The sequence below is a fragment of the Methylocaldum sp. RMAD-M genome (assembly GCF_017832375.1).
Lineage (GTDB): Bacteria > Pseudomonadota > Gammaproteobacteria > Methylococcales > Methylococcaceae > Methylocaldum.
The window spans coordinates 332,368-351,170 of record NZ_JAFIBZ010000001.1 but is presented as its reverse complement, the minus strand read 5'-3'; the positions used below and the strand labels follow the sequence as shown (position 1 = coordinate 351,170).

The 18,803-nt window shown below is 55.3% G+C and carries 21 protein-coding genes and 1 tRNA gene; 9 read left to right on the top strand and 13 right to left on the bottom strand.

Annotated features, from left to right (window positions below):
• Positions 1-24: 24 nt before the first annotated feature.
• The 10 genes from JOD69_RS01625 to rpsU form a co-directional block, all read right to left on the bottom strand.
• Complete coding sequence (locus JOD69_RS01625; RefSeq protein ID WP_240507102.1) at positions 25-1,005, bottom strand: cupin-like domain-containing protein; 981 nt, start codon at positions 1,003-1,005, stop codon at positions 25-27.
• Positions 993-1,979 carry a 4'-phosphopantetheinyl transferase superfamily protein gene (locus JOD69_RS01620; RefSeq protein WP_210023776.1) on the bottom strand — a complete coding sequence of 329 codons (987 nt, stop codon included), beginning with the start codon at positions 1,977-1,979 and terminating at the stop codon, positions 993-995. Before JOD69_RS01620 ends, JOD69_RS01625 begins: the two co-directional genes overlap by 13 nt.
• Before the next feature lie 54 nt (positions 1,980-2,033).
• Positions 2,034-2,279, bottom strand: coding sequence for an MbtH family NRPS accessory protein (locus JOD69_RS01615; RefSeq protein ID WP_210023775.1), 246 nt, complete (start codon positions 2,277-2,279; stop codon positions 2,034-2,036).
• Positions 2,280-2,645: 366 nt separating this feature from the next.
• Positions 2,646-3,650, bottom strand: a complete 1,005-nt coding sequence (locus JOD69_RS01610) for a FecR family protein (RefSeq protein ID WP_210023774.1) — start codon at positions 3,648-3,650, stop codon at positions 2,646-2,648.
• A 234-nt stretch (positions 3,651-3,884) separates the two neighbouring features.
• Entirely contained in the window at positions 3,885-4,388 is a 504-nt protein-coding gene (locus JOD69_RS01605; RefSeq protein ID WP_077728426.1) for a sigma-70 family RNA polymerase sigma factor, read from the bottom strand.
• A 428-nt stretch (positions 4,389-4,816) separates the two neighbouring features.
• Positions 4,817-4,893 (bottom strand) — tRNA-Ile (locus JOD69_RS01600).
• A 12-nt stretch (positions 4,894-4,905) separates the two neighbouring features.
• Positions 4,906-6,699, bottom strand: coding sequence for an RNA polymerase sigma factor RpoD (gene rpoD, locus JOD69_RS01595; protein ID WP_077728427.1), 1,794 nt, complete (start codon positions 6,697-6,699; stop codon positions 4,906-4,908).
• Positions 6,700-6,783: 84 nt separating this feature from the next.
• Positions 6,784-8,511 carry a DNA primase gene (gene dnaG, locus JOD69_RS01590; RefSeq protein ID WP_086135174.1) on the bottom strand — a complete coding sequence of 576 codons (1,728 nt, stop codon included), beginning with the start codon at positions 8,509-8,511 and terminating at the stop codon, positions 6,784-6,786.
• A gap of 63 nt (positions 8,512-8,574) precedes the next feature.
• Positions 8,575-9,024: a GatB/YqeY domain-containing protein gene (locus JOD69_RS01585; protein ID WP_077728429.1), complete on the bottom strand. Its 450-nt coding sequence runs from the start codon at positions 9,022-9,024 to the stop codon at positions 8,575-8,577.
• 12 nt (positions 9,025-9,036) lie between these two features.
• Entirely contained in the window at positions 9,037-9,270 is a 234-nt protein-coding gene (rpsU, locus tag JOD69_RS01580; protein WP_026609693.1) for a 30S ribosomal protein S21, read from the bottom strand.
• 114 nt (positions 9,271-9,384) lie between these two features.
• Here rpsU and tsaD point away from each other — a divergent pair, with 114 nt between their 5' ends.
• Positions 9,385-10,422: a tRNA (adenosine(37)-N6)-threonylcarbamoyltransferase complex transferase subunit TsaD gene (gene tsaD / locus JOD69_RS01575; protein ID WP_077728430.1), complete on the top strand. Its 1,038-nt coding sequence runs from the start codon at positions 9,385-9,387 to the stop codon at positions 10,420-10,422.
• A 22-nt stretch (positions 10,423-10,444) separates the two neighbouring features.
• On the opposite strand, the gene plsY is transcribed toward tsaD, so the two are convergent.
• Positions 10,445-11,035: a glycerol-3-phosphate 1-O-acyltransferase PlsY gene (plsY, locus tag JOD69_RS01570; protein WP_077728431.1), complete on the bottom strand. Its 591-nt coding sequence runs from the start codon at positions 11,033-11,035 to the stop codon at positions 10,445-10,447.
• Positions 11,036-11,118: 83 nt separating this feature from the next.
• Here plsY and folB point away from each other — a divergent pair, with 83 nt between their 5' ends.
• Entirely contained in the window at positions 11,119-11,484 is a 366-nt protein-coding gene (gene folB, locus JOD69_RS01565) for a dihydroneopterin aldolase (RefSeq protein WP_077728432.1), read from the top strand.
• Positions 11,477-11,974 carry a 2-amino-4-hydroxy-6-hydroxymethyldihydropteridine diphosphokinase gene (folK, locus tag JOD69_RS01560; protein WP_086135173.1) on the top strand — a complete coding sequence of 166 codons (498 nt, stop codon included), beginning with the start codon at positions 11,477-11,479 and terminating at the stop codon, positions 11,972-11,974. Before folB ends, folK begins: the two co-directional genes overlap by 8 nt.
• Here the strand turns inward: folK and JOD69_RS01555 are convergent.
• A complete protein-coding gene (locus JOD69_RS01555; protein WP_086135172.1) occupies positions 11,967-12,698 on the bottom strand; it encodes a pteridine reductase in 732 nt (243 codons plus the stop codon). The two genes, folK and JOD69_RS01555, sit on opposite strands and share 8 nt — an antisense overlap.
• Positions 12,699-12,724: 26 nt before the next feature.
• Positions 12,725-13,558 (bottom strand): dihydrofolate reductase family protein, encoded by an 834-nt coding sequence (locus JOD69_RS01550; protein ID WP_077728435.1) that lies wholly within the window; start codon positions 13,556-13,558, stop codon positions 12,725-12,727.
• 413 nt (positions 13,559-13,971) lie between these two features.
• Here JOD69_RS01550 and JOD69_RS01545 point away from each other — a divergent pair, with 413 nt between their 5' ends.
• The 6 genes from JOD69_RS01545 to JOD69_RS01520 all read left to right on the top strand — a co-directional run bounded on the left by JOD69_RS01545 (position 13,972) and on the right by JOD69_RS01520 (position 18,803).
• Positions 13,972-14,313, top strand: a complete 342-nt coding sequence (locus JOD69_RS01545) for a hypothetical protein (RefSeq protein ID WP_077728437.1) — start codon at positions 13,972-13,974, stop codon at positions 14,311-14,313.
• 170 nt (positions 14,314-14,483) lie between these two features.
• The gene (locus JOD69_RS01540) at positions 14,484-15,512 is read left to right on the top strand and encodes a MoxR family ATPase (RefSeq protein ID WP_077728438.1); all 1,029 of its coding nucleotides are present in this window, start codon (positions 14,484-14,486) and stop codon (positions 15,510-15,512) included.
• Complete coding sequence (locus JOD69_RS01535) at positions 15,509-16,351, top strand: DUF58 domain-containing protein (protein WP_086135171.1); 843 nt, start codon at positions 15,509-15,511, stop codon at positions 16,349-16,351. Before JOD69_RS01540 ends, JOD69_RS01535 begins: the two co-directional genes overlap by 4 nt.
• Before the next feature lie 12 nt (positions 16,352-16,363).
• Positions 16,364-17,275 carry a hypothetical protein gene (locus JOD69_RS01530; protein ID WP_139841144.1) on the top strand — a complete coding sequence of 304 codons (912 nt, stop codon included), beginning with the start codon at positions 16,364-16,366 and terminating at the stop codon, positions 17,273-17,275.
• A complete protein-coding gene (locus JOD69_RS01525; protein ID WP_086135169.1) occupies positions 17,272-18,255 on the top strand; it encodes a vWA domain-containing protein in 984 nt (327 codons plus the stop codon). The genes JOD69_RS01530 and JOD69_RS01525 overlap by 4 nt, the downstream gene beginning before the upstream one ends.
• Positions 18,243-18,803, top strand: coding sequence for an MxaK protein (locus tag JOD69_RS01520; protein ID WP_139841143.1), 561 nt, complete (start codon positions 18,243-18,245; stop codon positions 18,801-18,803). Before JOD69_RS01525 ends, JOD69_RS01520 begins: the two co-directional genes overlap by 13 nt.

Below are 18,803 nucleotides of genomic sequence, written 5' to 3'. Positions count from 1 at the left end.
CGAAGTTGCGCACTGCGGCCTCCTTTATGAAACGTAATTCAGATATGAGCGGTACCAGGGGAGTACCCGCTTGGCGGAAACGCCGGCGCATAGCCCGAGGGCGATCACCGTGTTGTAGTACACGTTCTTGAGCGGCATCCCTCGTCCCAATGCCAAAATTCCCTGAACGGAGCTGTCGCGGGTATGCCAGTCCACGTTGAAGGAGATGGCGCAGTCGAGACTGCGGACGTGGTGAAGCATTCCCGGGGGCATGTAAAGCATGTCTCCCGGTTCCACGGTGCACTCTCGAACCTGCGCCTCCCGAAAAAGCGGATGGCGCACGAAATTCGGGTTTTCGGCGTCCACTTCGCACCAGCGCCACCGATAGCGGTAACAGTAGGAGAGCTGGTCGTGATCCAGCAGGATGAAACGCTTGCGCCCCGCCACCTGGAAGAACAGGTTATGGGTGAGCAGGCAATCGAAATGGAGCGGCGTCAGACTGTGTGTCGGCCCCAGGAAGAACTGGGCGAACTGCAACCAATAAGGTCGGTACCAGCCCGGAAAATAGTCCGACGGAAAGCCGCGGAGGTCGTTTGCCGCATCGGGTAAGACGCTGAGTAGCGGCACGTCGTGAAAATAGGGCGGCCGATCCTTGGCTGCCATTTCGTCCGATTCAAGCCGGGATTGGTAGGCCTCCAGTTGATCCAGATACTCGCTCAACCTGGCGTCGACCGTCCTCAAACCGGCGACGCCTTCATCGGCCAGCCCTTGCTTGAGCTTGACGAAGCGTTGGCCGGAGACTCGGCGCAGATGGTCGAATGTCCAGCGAGCGAGTGCCGGGCAATGGTTGAGCGCCCCGCTTACGACTACCGGAACGCCTTTGGCCACGTACCCGGAGAAAAAATCGGCGGATGAGAGTTTTGCTCTGCGCTCGATTGGAGGGTATACCTTACCTGCAGCCGGATTCCCCGGTTGCGCGTCTGCCGCCGTTTCGATCGCCGGCTTCCGGAGCATCAAATTCGCCATGCTCCCTCCGAATGCCTGCGTAGTTCCGTACCCTTCAAACCAGCATTTCCCGGCAAGCTTCCGGTCGTACTAGAAATCGCTCTCGAGTCGGATTCACGGGAAGGAACGGCGGTCGCCGGCTTGGTCGTTGTCGTGCTTTCCACCCAGTGGCGAACCGTGACTCGGACCGGCTCTCCCTCTACCGCGAGAGCCGAAACGAAACCGTGAATCAGGTCGAGAGGGTAAAGCCACCAGCCGGACGGCTGCCCCAGCGCGTCTTGAATCTCGACGGCGGATCGGGTTTCGAGCGGTCCCAAGGGTATGTCGAAGGCATCGAGAGAAAACGACAAGCCGTCGCCACGGCCTTTGACATAGGCCTCCTTTCTGGTCCAGCCCCGAAGAAATGCCGCCGTCTTTTCGGACAAGGAAATTTCGCTGAATTCGGCCTGCTCGTTCGGCGAAAAGACCAAAGGCGCCAGTTCTTGCCAGGGGACATCGTTTCTCACGGGCTCGATATCGATGCCGACCTCGCTATCGCAGGAAATGGCGTATGCCGCCCAGCCCCCGGCATGGGAAAGGTTGAACCGGAGCCGCTCGACCGGGCGGCCCGCCATCATTTCGCCGGGAGCGAAATGGGACGCGCAGCGGCCCGTCGGGACGGAGTCCACGGAGGGACTTCGCAATTCCGGTTTGCCAAAAGCGCCATAGGCGAAACGGATTTCAGAAGGGTCGATGTTCAGATATCCGGCGAGCAGCCGGCGGAGAATTCCTCTGGCCGCGGCGTATTGAGCCAGGTCTCGCTCGAACGCGAAGCGGCCGGCTCTTTCCCGTTCGTCATTAGACAAATCTGCGAAGTACCAGGAATAGGATTCGTAAGCGACGGCGCTGTGGTCTGCGGCATTGCCGAGATCAGAAATCAGCGGCACACACCAGACATGCACTTCGGCCGGCGACAGCCGAGGGAAATTAGGCGTAGAAATCACTGGCCGAGACATCCGTATCGCCTTCTCAGAAAGAGCATCCTCCGAACCGGAGAATTCCCACGCGCATCAAACCTCCTTCCCCGCCGACGCGGCTTCCTGAAGGGACGCCTCCTCCATGTGTCTGCGTAAACTCAGAGGCCGCATGTCCGTCCACACATCCCTGATATAGTCCAGACACTCCTGCTTCGGACCGCTCTTGCCGACCGTTCGCCATCCTATAGGCACTTCCTTGTATTCCGGCCAAATCGAATACTGCTCTTCATGGTTGACGACTACGTGGTAAATCGTCGTATCGTCTTCATCCCAAGCCATGTTTTCGTCCTCCAGATTCGAGTTCAAGCAACCAGGATCGGTTTTCGTCGCCGAGGTTTTTTGCCCCGGATATCCGTATTGACGAAAACACAAAACCGACCCCGTACTCCGGGACGAAAATTTTGAGGGCGATTTGAAGCGAGGTGTGTCCGAGGAATGGATGCGCTGTGCTGCTGGAGCGTTGTCAGGTTTGGTGTAGTGCCCTCAGTAGGTCGGGAATCCTTTCCCGACACCCCAGTTCGGCAAGTGCATTTGTCGGCAAAGGGTTGCCGACCTACGACTACGGCTTTGGAATAGGCGTGAGAAAGGAATTCAGGCGGCGAGGGAAGGTGCGCCAGCCCTCGGCCGGATGCGGCGACTGAGAGCTCAGAGGGTGGGCTGGTAAAGCAAGGTCAGAGCGCCGGAAAGATTTACCGAGCTTAGTCCTAAGGTTTTCTCGATGGCGGTAAGAATATCGCGGGGCCGGGTCAGATCGAAGGCGCCACTGACGACCCGCTCGCGGATGCGCGGATCGGCGATGATGATCTTGCCGGGGAAATAACGGTTTATCTCGTCGACCACGGCGGCGAGCGGCTGCATGTTGAACACCAAGAGTCCCTCGCGCCAGGCCGGCGCCTGCCGGGCATCCACGCGGAGAACAGGGCCTATGCCGTCGATGCTGCCGGTCGCCTGCAATCCGGCGCTCAGTTCTATCGCCCGATCCTCGGCCCCCTCGGTGTAGACGCGCACCCGCCCCTCGGACACGGTGACGGTCATACGGTCATCCCGCTCGTATACGTTGAACGCGGTGCCCGTGACTTTGGCCACGCCATGAGCGGTAAGGACGATGAAGGGACGGTCTGGATCGTGTCTCACCTGGAAATAAGCTTCGCCTTCCAGGAGTTTGATCACGCGTCGTTCCGGGGAGAACTCGACCGATAAGGCTGAGTGGGTATTGAGGGAAACTCGGGAGCCGTCCTCCAGCGTAATCTCCTGCCGTTCGCCCCACTCCGTATGATAATCACTGGTCCAAAAGCGAAAAGCTCCCGGCAACCAAAGGTACATGACAAGCGCAGCAGCCAGAGATAAGCCCACGAAGGCACGGCGCGCCGGTCGCCTAGCGACCCTTTGCCCAGCTTTACGGATGAGAGGGGTCGCATCCGTCTGTTCCGACGCCAAAGTCTCTTCTCGTTCGAAGACCCGTCGGGCCGGCTCGTCCAGCAGCGCCCAAAACATTTCGACATCCGCATAAGCCTTGGCATGCAGGGAGCTACGCTTTCGCCAGTCCTCGAAACGATTGCGATCCTCGGGCGTAACCCGGCCGGAGTGGAGTTTCGAGAACCACTCGATCGCCTCGTCGGAGATCGTCGTCTCCACGGGGTTTGGATGCATAACCGCTCTTTTTATCTTGTTGTCTGCGCGACGAACTGGCGTGGCACTTGCCAGCTTTTTCGATTACAGCCGGTCAACTCCTCCTTGTCAAATGATAACGAGTTCGTTGGGAAAATAACGCTGAAAAGTACTTTGCCAGTTTGAACGCAAGTTGGTCTTACTGGGCACCATCAAGGATGGACACGTCAGAGCGGGATTTGCCGCACCCTATTCTTTCGCAGTAGAACGTCGGCGCTATCTAGTCCGCATTCTATCGCGCAGAATCTTCAACGCTTTACCGACCTGTTTTTCCACAGTACGAGGGGAGATATTCAATCGCTCGGCTATTTCGGCATGACTGAGGTGCTGGACCTTGTGCAGCAGAAAGATACGGCGGCATTGCGGAGGCAGTTCAGCGATCGATTGGCCAAGGAGGTCCAACTCTTGGCCTGCTTCCGTGATCTTGTCGGGAAGCGGTTTCGGACAGATCAGGTCTTCTTCCAGCGGCTCGTGATGAGCCTGCGCCGACGCCACGGCCTGCCGCCCGTAATCGACCACCAAATTGCTCGCGATACGAAACAGGTAAGCAGGCAGATTAACTATTTCGTCGACGGAGTTTTGCTGAATAACCCGCAAATAGGCCTCCTGGACTACATCCTCCGCAGTATCGCTGCAACCGAGACGGCGCTTGAGCAATTGCAGCAAGGGTTTTCGAGTTTCCAAGTAAGTCGACTGAATAAGCGCAACGGACGATTTCATTTATTGTTGTTCCTTAACGGGTCTTGGCGCCATCGAGGAGCAAGTACAGTTTTCAAGCCTCGAGAGGAAGATCGTGGCTGAACTATCCGAGCAAGGTCTGTGCCGAGCGCATTTCCGCGCCTGATTCGAGTGGGAATCTAGATGTAGCCTCGCAAACTAGGGCTTATGACTCACTATATGCGGCATATCACACAGCTCTACCATGCCCGGCGCTTCGCTTCTCAAGCTTTACGGTGCCTTGCAGCCGCCTCCGAGCATCTTTGGGATAGCAGTGAGGGATTAGCCTCGGTTAAACGTTTATCGGATAAGGAACAACCAAAGAGAATGGTCGTTAGAATCAGGCGGGAGCGAAAGTCCAGTCTTGAGCAGAAATTGGGCATTCGCTCAAAATGAAAAAGGCCTGCATCGCTGCAAGCCTTTGTTTTACTTGGTGGGCCCTCAAGGACTTGAACCTTGGACCAAGGGATTATGAGTCCCCTGCTCTAACCAACTGAGCTAAGGGCCCGAGAACTGGTCGTTAATCCATGTCAAGGAAACTGCGTAGTTGCTCGGAACGCGAAGGATGACGGAGTTTGCGCAATGCCTTGGCTTCGATCTGACGAATACGCTCGCGGGTCACGTCGAACTGCTTGCCCACTTCTTCCAAGGTGTGGTCGGTATTCATATCAATTCCGAAACGCATCCGCAAGACTTTCGCTTCTCTAGCCGTCAATCCGGCCAATACTTGCTGAGTCGTTTCGCGCAAGCTTGCGACGGTCGCATGCTCGATCGGAGACATCACCCGAGAATCCTCGATGAAATCACCCAAATGCGAGTCCTCATCATCGCCGATGGGGGTTTCCATGGAAATGGGTTCCTTGGCGATCTTTAGAACCTTGCGAACCTTATCTTCGGGCATATCCATGCGGACCGCCAGTTCTTCCGGCGTCGCTTCCCGTCCCATTTCCTGCAACATCTGACGCGAGATACGGTTCAGTTTATTGATCGTCTCGATCATGTGCACCGGAATTCGGATGGTGCGCGCCTGATCGGCAATCGAACGCGTAATTGCCTGGCGAATCCACCACGTCGCATAGGTGGAAAACTTGTAACCGCGTCGATATTCGAATTTATCGACCGCCTTCATTAGGCCGATGTTTCCTTCCTGGATCAAATCGAGGAACTGCAATCCCCGATTGGTATATTTTTTGGCAATGGAAATGACCAAACGCAAATTGGCTTCGATCATCTCCTTTTTGGCGAGACGTGCCTGGCTCTCGCCAACAGAGACGCGCCGATTGATTTCTTTAATATCGGCGATCGACAGTTGATTATCTTTTTCTATCTGCGCCAGTTTGCTTTGCGCACGCCTCACCTCGTCGGCATAAGAAGCCAATATCTCACCATAGCGCGCCCCCAACAGTTTCTGAAACCAATCGGGATTGCTTTCGTTACCAGCGAAAGAGGCGATGAATTCTGCGCGCGGCATTTTTGCTTTGACGACGCAGATATCCTGAATAATCCGCTCCTGCTCCCGAATCTTCTCGACCGCACTGTGCAACAGATCGGTCAACTCCTTGAAAAACTGGGGCGTTTTCTTGAACTCCATGAAACTTTCCGCAAGAGAGTCGAACGCTTTCTGCGTACGTTCATGGTGATAACCGTGCTTGTGATGTGCATTGACAGCAGCTTTGTGCTGCTTGTTGAAAAGCTCGAGCTTCTCTCTAACGAGTTCCGGGTCAGGCCCACTCTCGGTTTCATCGAGAATTTCGGTGTCTGCCTCTTCATCCAGCAAGACCTCTTCCGACTGGGCTGCCGGATCGAAAAAGTCGGAAATCAAGTCCGACAACCGAGCCTCTCCTTTTTCGACAGCATCGAAGGCCCTGATAAAATGATCCATCGCAGCTGGAAAACGAACCAACTCATTCGCCGCTTGGTTCAGTCCTTCCTCGATGCGCTTGGCGATGCTCAGCTCACCTTCGCGGGTCAGCAGCTCGACCGTTCCCATCTCACGCATGTACATACGTACGGGATCTGTGGTCCTGCCCAATTCGGCATCAACGGAGGAAGCAAGTGCCGCAGCGACTTCCGCCGCTTCGTCCTCATCTTCCTCGGTAACAACGGCAGGTTCGGGAATCAAATCTGCATCCGGCACATCCTCGTGCACCTCAATTCCCATATCATTGATCATGCAGATGATGTCTTCCATCTGCTCCGGATCGACGATATCGCTGGGTAAGTGGTCATTCACCTCGGAAAAAGTGAGGTAACCTTGCATTTTACCTTTGGCGATAAGCTCTTTAAGCTGAGATTGCTGTTGTTCCAGATTCATCAACTGACCCGCGACTGCTGTATGCCCGCAAAACAATACAGTATATTAAAAGTTTGAGAAAACAGGAAACTTAAATTACCGGCCTCATTGACTCATGAGCACTCGCATTTCCTCCCGCTCTTCGGAACTGAGCTGCATTTTTTTCGATTTCTTGATGAGCTCATCCAAACGCTCCCGCTTGAGCTGATGACTGAAACGCATTAAAGCATCTGAGAACTCAGCTCGTATACCTTCCTTGGGCAACAAAGTATCCCACTCTATGAGGTTGGCGATAAAATTTTCCTCCGGCGCACCGCGAAAATGCTCCAGGATACCGCCGCTAGTCGAACCCGGATTTTCATCCAGAATCCGGAGCACCTTTTCGATTAAGTATCCATTCTTATTAACCGTACGCAGCTTACTACGCAGGTCAGCCCCAACCATGGCCGCAAGTTCTGGATTCTGGACCAGAAGCGCCAAAAGGATACGTGATGCAGAGGGCTGCACTCGGCCTCTTACGGATGCAACCCTTGATTCCGACGGTCCTACAAGCTTAGCCGATTTATCGGATGGTTCGACTACCCCATGCCCCGCAAGTTCCTCCAGACGTTTGTCGATCATCTCACGAAAAACACCAGCAGGTAACTTACCAATCAATGGTTTGGCTTTGTTAATCAAAGCGGCGCGTCCCTCTAAGGTGCCTAAATCAAGCCGACGCACCAAACACCTGAAGAAATAGTCAGAGAAAGGTAACGCGGTATCGAGACGGTTTAGGAAAGCATCCGCACCCTCCGATCGGACCAAGGAATCAGGATCTTGCCCCTCCGGCAAAACCAGAAATCGGATTTGCCGTCCGTCCCGTAAGAACGAAAGGCTTGCTTCGAGCGCTTTCCAGGCAGCCTTCTGTCCCGCAGAATCTCCGTCGAAACAAAAAACCAGTTCATCCGTATAACGGAAAAGCAGCTCGACATGATCAGCGGACGTAGCAGTTCCAAGCGTTGCAACCGAATTGGAAATGCCGTTTTGAGCCAAGGCGATCACATCCATATAGCCCTCGACCACGACGATGCGCTCCGGCCTCGGAGACTGCTTTAACAGCTCGTATAGTCCATATACTTCCTTGTGCTTTTTGAAAACGATAGTCTCGGGCGAATTGAGATATTTCGGCGTTTCGTCGCCCATCACCCGTCCGCCAAAGCCCACCACCCTGCCTCGGCGATCCCGAATGGGAAAGATAATACGATCCCTGAATCTGTCATAAGCCTTATCGTCTTTCATGATCATAAGACCCGCCGCCTCCAGCAGCTCCCGCGAAAACTCCGACGGTAGATTTTGCCACCCCGGAGGAGCATAACCCAAGCGATATCGCTGAGCGAGTTCGCCGCTGACCCCTCTGCGTTTCAAATATGTGATAGCTCGCGACGTTTCGGGATGGACTTTAAACTGGTGTGCATAGAATCGGGAAACAGCATCCTGCAGTTCGTAAATGGCCTTCGCCATCTTAGACTGCGGATCTACCGTCGCACTCTGGGTGTCTACCGGAATTTTCAACCCCGCCGACGCAGCGAGACTTTCCACCGCTTCGACAAAACTCAGATGGTCATAGCCCATCAGAAAATCAATGGCATTACCGTGTGCGCCACAACCAAAGCAATGGTAAAACTGCTTATCGCGACTTACGGTAAAGCTGGGTGTTTTTTCACTATGAAAAGGACAACGAGCAGTAAAGTTGCTGCCGGCTTGCTTAAGCGGCACGCGCGCATCAACCAGATCGACCAGATCGATACGAGCGATCAGTTCTTGAATGAATTGACGGGGAATCTTGCCGGCCATCGTTTATACCGGCAGCTCAGTTCACGCTACGCCGTTCCTAAAAAACATCAAGACTACCGTGTCCTAGCCGCTTAACAGGCTTTTGACCCGCAAACTAACCATCGACATATCGGCTCGCCCCTGCATTTTTGGCTTCAGCACGGCCATAACTTTGCCCATATCGCCGACTCCGGAAGCACCCGATTCCGCCAAAGCCTCCTTGATCAGAGACTCCACTTCCTCTTCGCTCAATGCTTGCGGCAAGTATTCCTGAATAACGCCAAGCTCCGCCTGTTCCGCAGCAACCAAATCATCCCGCCCTGCCGATTGAAATTGCGTGATGGATTCACGCCGCTGCTTGACCATCTTGTCCAGAACGGCAAGGACTTGCGCATCATCCAACTGAATCCGCTCGTCCACCTCGCGCTGCTTGATGGCGGCCATTATCAGCCGAATGACGCCCAGCCGATCTTTTTCTCCGGCTTTCATGGCGGCTTTCATATCCGCCTGGAGACGTTCTTTCAATACGCTCATCGAAAGGGGCTATCAGGTTTGCGGGCGCCCTTTGCGCAAATTCTGCAGAGCAAACCGTTCGCGGGAAAGCTTTTTCAGATGCCGCTTCACTGCTGCAGCCGCTTTGCGCTTACGTTCCTCGGTCGGTTTCTCGTAGAATTCGCGGCGGCGCACTTCAGAAAGAATACCGGCCTTCTCGCAGGCACGTTTAAAACGACGGATAGCAATTTCAAAGGGCTCGTTTTCTCTAAGCTTAATCGACGGCATGTAGCTTCCCAAGATTGATGACTAAAATGACGAAATTCCCGAGGCAGGATTACCCCGCCAACTTAAAAGTGCTAAGTATACTCACTACAGAGCGCAAGGTAAAAGTCAATTTGTATGTACGTACTCGGCATTGAAACATCCTGCGATGAAACGGGCGTGGCGATCTATCACGCCACCAAGGGACTTTTGGCCCATCGCCTGTATAGTCAGGTAAAAACTCATGCGGAGTATGGAGGCGTAGTACCCGAACTGGCCTCCCGTGATCACATCAAAAAACTGGTTCCGCTGATTCGGCAAGTAATCGCAGACGCCCGCATTTCCAAACGGCAAATCGACGGAATCGCTTATACAGCCGGCCCGGGATTGATCGGCGCGCTCCTGGTAGGCGCTTCCGTCGCCCGCAGCCTAGCATGGGCATGGGAAATTCCATCGATAGGGGTACATCACATGGAAGGCCATTTGCTCGCGCCCTTAATGGAGTCCGACCCACCCGATTTTCCGTTTATCGCGCTCCTCGTTTCCGGTGGCCACACCCAGCTCGTCGAGGTAGAAGGCATCGGCCTGTATCACATTTTGGGAGAATCGGTGGATGATGCCGCCGGGGAAGCCTTCGACAAAACCGCCAAGATGCTTGATCTGGGCTATCCAGGAGGTCCCGCGATCGCAGAATTGGCCGAGGAAGGCGACGAGCATCGGTTTGAATTCCCTCGCCCCATGACCGATCGGCCAGGTCTCGATTTCAGCTTCAGCGGCCTTAAAACGCATACGTTACAAACATTCGCATCCACCGCCAAAACTCGACAGGATAAAGCGGACATTGCCAAGGCATTCCAGGATGCGGTGGTCGATACACTGACGATCAAATGCCGGCGGGCGCTCAAGGAAAGCGGGCTCACCCGCTTAGTGGTCGCGGGCGGGGTCAGCGCCAACCGATCTATGCGCGACAAACTTCAGCACATGGCTAGCGAAGAAAACTGCCGGGTTTATTTTCCGCGACTCGAATTTTGCGGCGATAACGGCGCCATGATCGCATTTGCCGGCTGCCAGAGACTGCTCGCCGGCCAAACGGAGCCCCCCGAGATCAACGCTCTTCCGCGGTGGCCCTTAAGCAAGTTAGCACCGCTCGCCCTATCGCAAGAGTCAACAGCCTAAACAAGCGGCAATTCTGAAACCGTCAGGCTTTACGCCCGATCCGCGCTTCCTGTCCATGACGCAAACGCTCGATATTTCCCCGATGCCGCCAAATCAGAAACAAGACCATCACGACCGAGGCGCCAATCAACGCCTCGGAACCGGTCAAAAGCCAAACGTAGACGGGTGCCAGAACGGACGCAGCCAAAGCCGCAAGCGACGAGATACGCGAGACGAAAGCAATCGCAATCCACGTCAATAGAGCAGCCAAGCCTACCATCCATGAAAATCCCAAGAGTACCCCCAAGGCTGTGGCAACGCCTTTGCCGCCCTTAAACTGGAAAAATACCGGGTAAAGATGGCCAAAAAATGCCGCCAACCCCACCAAAGCGATCACAAGCAGGTCAGCGTCAAAAGCCTTGGCCAACAAGATCGGAACCAACCCCTTGGCGGCATCTCCTAACAAGGTAATCGCGGCTGCTTTTTTACCACCCAACCGCAGCACATTGGTCGCACCGGGGTTTTTCGAGCCCTGTTCTCGGGGATCGGGAAGGCGAAACAATCGGCTTACGATTACCGCACTGGATAGCGAGCCTAGGAAATAGGCCAAAGGAACTAAAAACCACACCGCCATGCGCTTATTATGTATCCTGGTTGCCAGTTTTGTAATTTTTATGTTACCAATTCGCGAAATAGCGAAAACCGGTCGGATTGACGATGGACATTATATTTCTACGCGGCCTTGAGATCGAGACGGTGATCGGCATCTACGATTGGGAGAGAAAGATCAAGCAAACCATCCTGATCGATTTGGAAATGGGTACCGACATCCGCGAGGCGGCGGCATCGGACAATATCGAACACACGCTCGACTACAAAGCGGTGTCCAAACGCATCATTTCTTTCGTGGAAGAAAGCGACTTCTTTCTCGTGGAAACTCTAGCCGAGAAGGTCGCTCAAATCGTTATCGATGAATTTGATGTGCCGTGGCTTAGGTTGACGCTAAACAAGAAGGGCGCGATCCGTAAAGCCAGCGATGTCGGAATCATTATCGAAAGAGGAGATAAACGAAAATATGCCTGATGTTTTCCTGAGCATCGGCAGCAATATCGAAAGAGAAAAGCACATTCCTTCCGCTTTGAGAGAGCTGGAAGAGCGTGTCGGCTCGTTGACTGTCTCCGGCGTTTACGAAAGCGAAGCGGTAGGCTTCGAAGGCGCTCGCTTTTACAACTTGGTAGCGGCCTTTTCCACCGAACTCCCGGTATCCGAGATCGTAAAGATCCTGAGCGAGATCGAAAACAATCATGGGCGTACACGAGATTGCAAAAAGTTCTCCTCGCGTACCCTCGATATCGATTTGATTCTTTACGGCGACGAGGTGCTCCAAGAAGGAAAGCTTACATTGCCGCGCGAGGACATCACCCGTTACGCCTTCGTATTGGAGCCGCTCGCGGAGATCGCGCCGAATCGAAAGCATCCGGTGATCGGCGAGACCTACGCCGAGCTGTGGGCCAAATTCGACAAGACTAGCGTCAACCAGTGGCGGGTGGGCTCGGTTTCGGATATCAGCTGAATAAACTCCTCCCGCCATCCACGACCAGCATCTGCCCGGTCACGTACGGCGCATCATCGACCAGAAACAATACCGCTTTCGCGATATCCGAAGCCTCCCCGGCGCGTTTCATAGGAATACGCGCCAAGATTTCAGCTTTCTTCGCGGGATCGGCGTCGTGCTCGGGCCATAGAATGGCGCCCGGCTCGACGCCATTGACTCGAATTTCCGGCGCCAACTCTTTGGCAAGAGCGCGGGTCATCGTCGCCAATCCGGCCTTGGCGAGACTGTAGACCGAATATTTCTCGATAGGATGATCGGCGTAAATGTCGCCGATGTTGATGATGCAACCCTTACGGTCGCGTAGATAGGGAACGGCCGACTGAGCCAGGAAAAACGGCGCCTTGAGGTTGCTGCCCAAGAGGTCGTTCCATTGAACCTCAGTGATCGCTCCAAACGGCGTAGGATAAAAACCGGAGGCGTTATTCACCAACACGTCCAAACCACCCCAAAACGCCGCCGTCTGCCGAACGAGCTCGGTCAGTCTTTCCGTTTCCAGCAGATCAGCCTGCAACAAACGAACCGAGTTCGCTCGCACGGCATTGAGCTCGTTGGCTAAAGCCTCGGCATCGGTCGCCGACCGGTGATAATGCAGCACGATGTTGTATCCGGCCGCATGCAGCCGACGCACGATTTCAGCGCCGATGCGGCGAGCCGCGCCAGTGACGAGCGCCGATTTCACCATACAATTCCCCTTGACTCCCACAGCCTCTACGAGTGATTGCTTTCGAATTGCGCGAACCACTGCCCCGCCCCCAACGGCGAGGTCGGATCGTAATACAAGGACACCAGCTTCAAGTGTCCAAACGGCCCCAATTCCGGTCCCGGCAGCAAAGTACGGAACGCCTCCCCACCCATCAACTGATGGGTGATGGTTTGAAACAGGCGCGCCAGACGTCCGTTCCGCACCATCGTATCCAACATATGGGGTCCGGCGATAAGGTAAATGGTTCGGTAACCTAGCTCGCCCAGCCTGCGCGTTAGCACGTCGCCCTCCACCATTCTGCCCTTTCCCGCCAGAATCACCTCGTAACCTTGCTTGCGCCAATAGTCCAGCTTTGCGGGGTCCGCCTGTTCTCCCGTAGCGATATAACAGGCTTGACGATGTTCTTTGATGGATGCCGGCATCGGAAAATCCAGACTGGCGCTCGCGATAATGATCGCCGGCTGAGGGCTCAGCCCCTGCTCCTCGCGCCACTTCGCGAGATCGCGAGTCGTATCCGTCAAACCGACTTGCAGAATGTTTCCCAAGCGCTTCTGCGCCAGTGAACGGAGATACCCGCCGTGAGTGATTAGGCAATCCGCCTGGCACTCCAGCTCCAGGAACAACCGAAAATCATCCGGCGTGGTCAGGCTTTTCGGAAGGTAAGTCTGACCGCTCGAATCCTCCAGCGCGATCCGCCCGTCCAGGCTGGTAAGGAAATTGGCATAGACGAACGGCGAGTCGGGCGTGCCCTGCCGGTGCAGATTCAGTTGTAGATAAAGTCCTTCTAGAACGACTTCTTCAAAGGGTGGGGGAAACAGACGAAAAACTTTCTTGGTCATTTAAAGAAAGGTGCCGTGTATAGATGCCTCGCACTGAAACGGAAGCAATTTTCGCATGCTCGATACAAAACGTCCGGAATTTCCACATGTCGAATTTCATGACGATCGAAAGTATCGCTATCCTTCGGATAAAGCCGACCGGCCCGTCGCACTCGGCAATACTGGATTGCTGCGGTATCCGTCCGCTTTGAGTCAAGATCCTTCGCCCCGATTAAAGCTGGCCGAGGAGGATTGATATGCTAAAATGCCGCGAAAATTATCACAGTCATATTAATTCAAGCCGGTATTTCGCGGCTTTTGTTTTTTGAAGGGGCTCCCGATCTACCGCGGAGGCTTGGGCGGCAATCACAACTCCCATCGGTCCGGCCCGAAGAAGAGGTTTTTAGCTTTAGCTTGGGAAGGAAAAAATACGCATGAAAATAGATCTTATATTGGCGAAGACGTTCAAGTTCGTCGTATTCGTGTTGTTTACCTTTATGACGCTCGTCTACTTCGGCGTCATGCTGCTGTTGCCGCTGGACATACTGACCCAGATTGTTCGAATTTTCCACGGCATTGGCCTGCCGACCGTTCTCGCCGCCGGACTCGGTATCTCGGCCTTGGGCTACATCGGTTATCTCGTTTCGCGCATGCCGGAACTTTACAGACTCGTCGTCGATATCGGCGTGCAACTGATCTCTTTCGGATACAGCCAAATTCAGCGCTTCGATCCGCTCATCGATTCGGGAAAGCAGACCGAGACGGGTACCGCTTAAGGAACGTCGGTTCGTACGATTACGCCATGCATTTCTAGCAAGCGATCGACCGGCAACCAACCCTGACAAAAACCCCGCAATGCGGGGTTTTTCCTTTGCGCCTTCCGATGCTGTAACCTATTGGGTCAGCTGCTGCACCTCTCCCTACTCCGTTGACCCGTTTCTGCGCTATGTCTCGATACGATAAAGATACCTTGCTCTCAGATTGGCGGCAGCGCGCCCTGAGCTTCCAGCAAGAAATCGGAAACGCCGTAATCGGCCTCGATCACGCCATCCGCCAAATCACGCTAGCGATTTTCTCCCGCGGCCACGTCATGCTGGAAGGCGACGTCGGAGTGGGTAAAACGACTTTACTTAGAGCAGTCGCTAGGGGACTGGGCGGCGCTTACGAACGAATCGAGGGCACAATCGACCTGATGCCCAACGATCTCATTTACCATACCTATATCAACGAGGTAGGCAGGCCGCAGGTCGATCCGGGCCCCATCCTCAAGAACGGCGAGCAGCTTTCCGTTTTCTTCTTCAACGAGGTGAACCGGGCCCGCCCTCAAGTGCATTCATTACTGTTGCGGGTCATGGCCGAACGCAGCATAACGGCCTTCAACCGAGAGTATTTTTTCCCGCACCTCCTGGTTTTCGCCGATCGCAATCGGGTCGAGAAGGAAGAAACCTTCGAAATTCCCTCGGCGGCACGCGATCGTTTCCTGATGGAACTGCACATCGAAACGCCACAGGACCCGGCTATGCAGCGTGCCTTGATGTTTGACCCCCGGTTTCACGACACCGATCGGCTGATAGAGGACGTACAGCCAGGCGTTCTGCCCTACCGCGACATTGCGGATATCGCCCGTGTCATTCAAGTCGAGATCAAGGCCAGCGACGCATTGCAACAATACGCGCTCGATCTCTGGCAGGCGACTCGGCGACCTCAGGATTACGGCATCAAAATGGACGGCGTGGACATGCGGCAATTGGTCCTGGCCGGCGCCAGCCCCAGGGGAATGAGCATGATGATGCGGGCGGCCCGGGTCTCGGCTTGGCTGAATGATCGGACCAGCCTGATCCCCGAGGACATTCGGCAGGTCTTCGTAGACACCACCGCTCACCGGGTCTTCTTCAATCCGGTTTATGAACTTCGCCGAAGCGATCTGGTCGGTGAACTCATGAGCGGTATTCTGCAACGCGTCGCGGCGCCTTGATCCCCGAGTTTCACTATCACGTTAATTGGCGCTCACCGGGTGTCCATCCCGGCCACCACCGTAGTGCACGGCAGGGCGGCGGCTACGAATTCGCCGGTCATACGCTATTAACATCCAATCCGGACCCGCGAAATCTGGATATACGCGCCACACTGCACGATCCTTTCGAGCAGCTCATGGTGCGAACTTTTCGCCAAAGGAGCGCGATTCCCGTTTATGTAGTCGCCGACCTTTCGGCATCGATGGGTTTCCGGGGCACGAGATCGAAGACCGAACTGTTGGCCGAATTCACCGCTTCGGTGGCCTATACCGCCTACCGCACCGGCGACTTCTTCGGCTTTATCGGCTGCGACAGCACGATACTCCAGGACATGCTCCTGCCGCTGCGCTGGCATAAAGGCGCCGCGCCGGAACTGTTGGAGAACCTCAAGAACCTCCGCCCTCGGGGCAGATCCTCCGACGGGCTGAACGAGGTCGTACCGTATCTCGGGAAACGGAAAGCCTTAGTATTTCTCGTTTCGGATTTTCATTTAACCCTGGATCGCCTCGATACACTGCTCAAGGCCCTGGTCCGCCATGATGTGGTGCCGGTGGTTTTATGGAACAGCGCCGAATTCGATCGGCTACCTTCGTGGGGTCTCGTTAATTTCGAAGACCCAGAGACCGGTGCCCGGCGGCGATTGCTCATGCGACCCGCGCTACGAGAGAAGATCAGTGTGTCGTTCGAGAAGCGCCGCGAGGAACTGGGGCAGATTTGCGCGCTTCATGGTCGAGAGCCGTTCTTCCTGATCGACCGTTTCGACCCGGACGAGCTGACCCGTTATTTTTATCGAACCTGAACGATGCGCCCGATGTTTAAACTGCTTTTCGGCTTGAGCCCGGCGCTTCTACTGGCCCCTGCCCTCGCCTGCTCCGCCGAATTGACGCCTCGCATCGAGCCGTCGGCACCGCGGAATTTCGGCTATGTCATAGGAGACCTGATCGATTATCACGTCCTCATCACGGTACCCGAAAGCTATGCTTTGGAGACCGAATATCTGCCCAAGCCCGGCGCACTCGATGAATGGCTGGATCTCCGCACCGTCAGTTGGACCAAGACTAACGCTAAAGACGTAGCCCATTACCGACTGCGGCTGACCTATCAGGTGTTCAAAGGCGTACGGCAACCGGAAAAATTGACCATCCCGTCACTGCCGGTCCGTTTTCAGGGACAAGCCCCGCTAGAAGCGCGAACGCCGCCGTGGTATATCACGATCGCACCGATCATTCCGCCCGACATTGCAGACGAAAAAGTCGAAATCCGCGAATCCGTGGTACCGGAGCCGCTTCCGATCCTGTCACACCGCCTGAGGCTTATCGCCTATCTCGCCGGAACCCTGGCCGTACTGCCGCTTCTCGCATGGCGTTACGGCAAGCTGCCGTTCTTTACAAAGACAGCCCCGCCGTTTGCGCGCACCATGCGCGATCTCAAGAAGCTCAGCCGTAAACCGGCCGATGCCGATGCGTACCGGACCGCGATCAAGCTCCTGCACCGAGCCTTGGACGACACCGCCGGTTTTCGTCTGTTTGCCGGGGAATTGGAATCCTTCCTGGCAGACCATCCGGCCTTCGCCGAGCTTCGAGACGAGCTTAACCATTTCTTCGCCCTGTCCCGGCAAGTCTTTTTCACCGCCCCCGATGCACCGATACCAGCGGATTCCCTGTTTTCCCGGCTTGAAGCCTTATGCCGCCAGTGTGTCCTTGCTGAACGGAGGAGTGTTTGAACATCGGGCTTTCCGCACCTTGGGCACTGATTCTCGGCATTACCGCCCTGATTCCTTTATTAAAACGCGGGCAAGCCGCGATTTCCTATCCCTCCATCTCGATGCTCCCGAGCGATCCGCTGTCGACGATGCTCGATCGACTGCTGCGGTCTAGCGCCGCCGCTGCAGCGCTTAGTCTCAGCCTGGGCATCGCGGGTCCTTACTTGCATGAGCAATGGGTGGAAAGAGTCGGGACCGGGGCCCACATCGTGCTTCTGCTCGATAGGAGCAGCAGCATGAACGAGAATTTCTCCGGCAGCTATATGGGCGGTCGCGCGCAGGAAACCAAAGGCGCCATAGCCCGCAAGCTGCTGGCCGAATTCGTCGCCCGACGGGAGCACGATCTGTTCGCCATGATCGATTTTTCGGCTGCACCAATCTACGTCATGCCTTTCACTCAAGATCGGCCGGCGATCTTAGCGGCTATCGAAGCGACTAGCGGTCGCGGTCACGGAGTAACCAACATCGCGCCCGGATTGGCGATGGCGCTCGATTTTTACAGCGGAAAGCCGTTCACCGGGTCCCGAATCGTTCTGCTGGTCTCGGACGGAGCGGCGCGCATCGAAGAGGAAACCCGCGACCAGCTACGGCAATGGTTTCAGGAAAAGCAGGCGACCCTTTACTGGATTTACCTCCGAAATCCAAGGAGCGGACGCCTTTCGGAGAAGCCGGTCAATCCGGGCGAAAGCACGACGCCGGAATATTTTCTACATCAATATTTCCAAAACCTTGGCGTCCCCTATCGGGCTTTCGAGGCGGAAAATCCGGAAGCGCTGCAGCGCGCAATTCTAGAGGTCGAGCAGTTGGAAAATCTTCCGCTGCACTACCTGGAAAAACTGCCGCGAAGGGACATCTCCGGCTACTGCTATGCCGCTGCTCTCGCATTTCTGGCACTGCTCCTGAGCGCCAAAGCATTGGAGGTGAAGTCGTGGCCCGTTTGATGCGAATGTGGCGCTCGCCGATGCTGATCTGGGGTCTTCTGGCAGCCCTCCTGGCAGGAGTCGTTTACGAAAGTTATGCCGTTTTCCGAATCGCCCGCCAAAACACTCTAATCTCCCAGCCGGAAAGGGTCGAGGTCGACGACAAAACACCGCCCGTTCTGGTACTCGCCAAAGCCCATCGGCTCGAACGATCGGGCGAGACGCAGGAAGCCCTGCGCCTTTACACCACCATTCTCGAACGCGGCGACGAGCACCTTCGCGAGCAGGTTCATTACAATCTTGGAACACTGTATCTTCGAGAGGCCGCCCAACTGTGGAACGCCAAAGGCGTATTGGAATATGTCCGTGTCAACACGCTGGTCGCCCTGGCCAAGGAACAGTTGCAGAAGGCTCTGCGGCTGAATCCGAACAACTGGGATGCCCGTTTCAATCTCGAATACGCACATAGGATTACCCCGCCGGCCAAGGAGCGGGAAAAGGCGGATTGGCACGGAGCGAAACCCAGTGTATTCGCTACCGTGCCCACGATTCCGGGTGGTGCGCCGTGA

Excerpts from the sequence above, each read along its gene's own strand:
- JOD69_RS01530 (WP_139841144.1), top strand. The coding sequence starts at position 16,364 with ATGTTTAAACTGCTTTTCGGCTTGAGCCCGGCGCTTCTACTGGCCCCT.
- JOD69_RS01605 (WP_077728426.1), bottom strand. The coding sequence starts at position 4,388 with ATGAAATCGTCCGTTGCGCTTATTCAGTCGACTTACTTGGAAACTCGA.
- JOD69_RS01540 (WP_077728438.1), top strand. The coding sequence starts at position 14,484 with ATGTCTCGATACGATAAAGATACCTTGCTCTCAGATTGGCGGCAGCGC.
- JOD69_RS01615 (WP_210023775.1), bottom strand. The coding sequence starts at position 2,279 with ATGGCTTGGGATGAAGACGATACGACGATTTACCACGTAGTCGTCAAC.
- dnaG (WP_086135174.1), bottom strand. The coding sequence starts at position 8,511 with ATGGCCGGCAAGATTCCCCGTCAATTCATTCAAGAACTGATCGCTCGT.
- JOD69_RS01550 (WP_077728435.1), bottom strand. The coding sequence starts at position 13,558 with ATGACCAAGAAAGTTTTTCGTCTGTTTCCCCCACCCTTTGAAGAAGTC.
- JOD69_RS01545 (WP_077728437.1), top strand. The coding sequence starts at position 13,972 with ATGAAAATAGATCTTATATTGGCGAAGACGTTCAAGTTCGTCGTATTC.
- JOD69_RS01620 (WP_210023776.1), bottom strand. The coding sequence starts at position 1,979 with ATGTCTCGGCCAGTGATTTCTACGCCTAATTTCCCTCGGCTGTCGCCG.
- JOD69_RS01555 (WP_086135172.1), bottom strand. The coding sequence starts at position 12,698 with ATGGTGAAATCGGCGCTCGTCACTGGCGCGGCTCGCCGCATCGGCGCT.
- folK (WP_086135173.1), top strand. The coding sequence starts at position 11,477 with ATGCCTGATGTTTTCCTGAGCATCGGCAGCAATATCGAAAGAGAAAAG.
- rpsU (WP_026609693.1), bottom strand. The coding sequence starts at position 9,270 with ATGCCGTCGATTAAGCTTAGAGAAAACGAGCCCTTTGAAATTGCTATC.
- plsY (WP_077728431.1), bottom strand. The coding sequence starts at position 11,035 with ATGGCGGTGTGGTTTTTAGTTCCTTTGGCCTATTTCCTAGGCTCGCTA.
- folB (WP_077728432.1), top strand. The coding sequence starts at position 11,119 with ATGGACATTATATTTCTACGCGGCCTTGAGATCGAGACGGTGATCGGC.
- JOD69_RS01625 (WP_240507102.1), bottom strand. The coding sequence starts at position 1,005 with ATGGCGAATTTGATGCTCCGGAAGCCGGCGATCGAAACGGCGGCAGAC.
- tsaD (WP_077728430.1), top strand. The coding sequence starts at position 9,385 with ATGTACGTACTCGGCATTGAAACATCCTGCGATGAAACGGGCGTGGCG.
- rpoD (WP_077728427.1), bottom strand. The coding sequence starts at position 6,699 with ATGAATCTGGAACAACAGCAATCTCAGCTTAAAGAGCTTATCGCCAAA.
- JOD69_RS01585 (WP_077728429.1), bottom strand. The coding sequence starts at position 9,024 with ATGAGCGTATTGAAAGAACGTCTCCAGGCGGATATGAAAGCCGCCATG.
- JOD69_RS01610 (WP_210023774.1), bottom strand. The coding sequence starts at position 3,650 with ATGCATCCAAACCCCGTGGAGACGACGATCTCCGACGAGGCGATCGAG.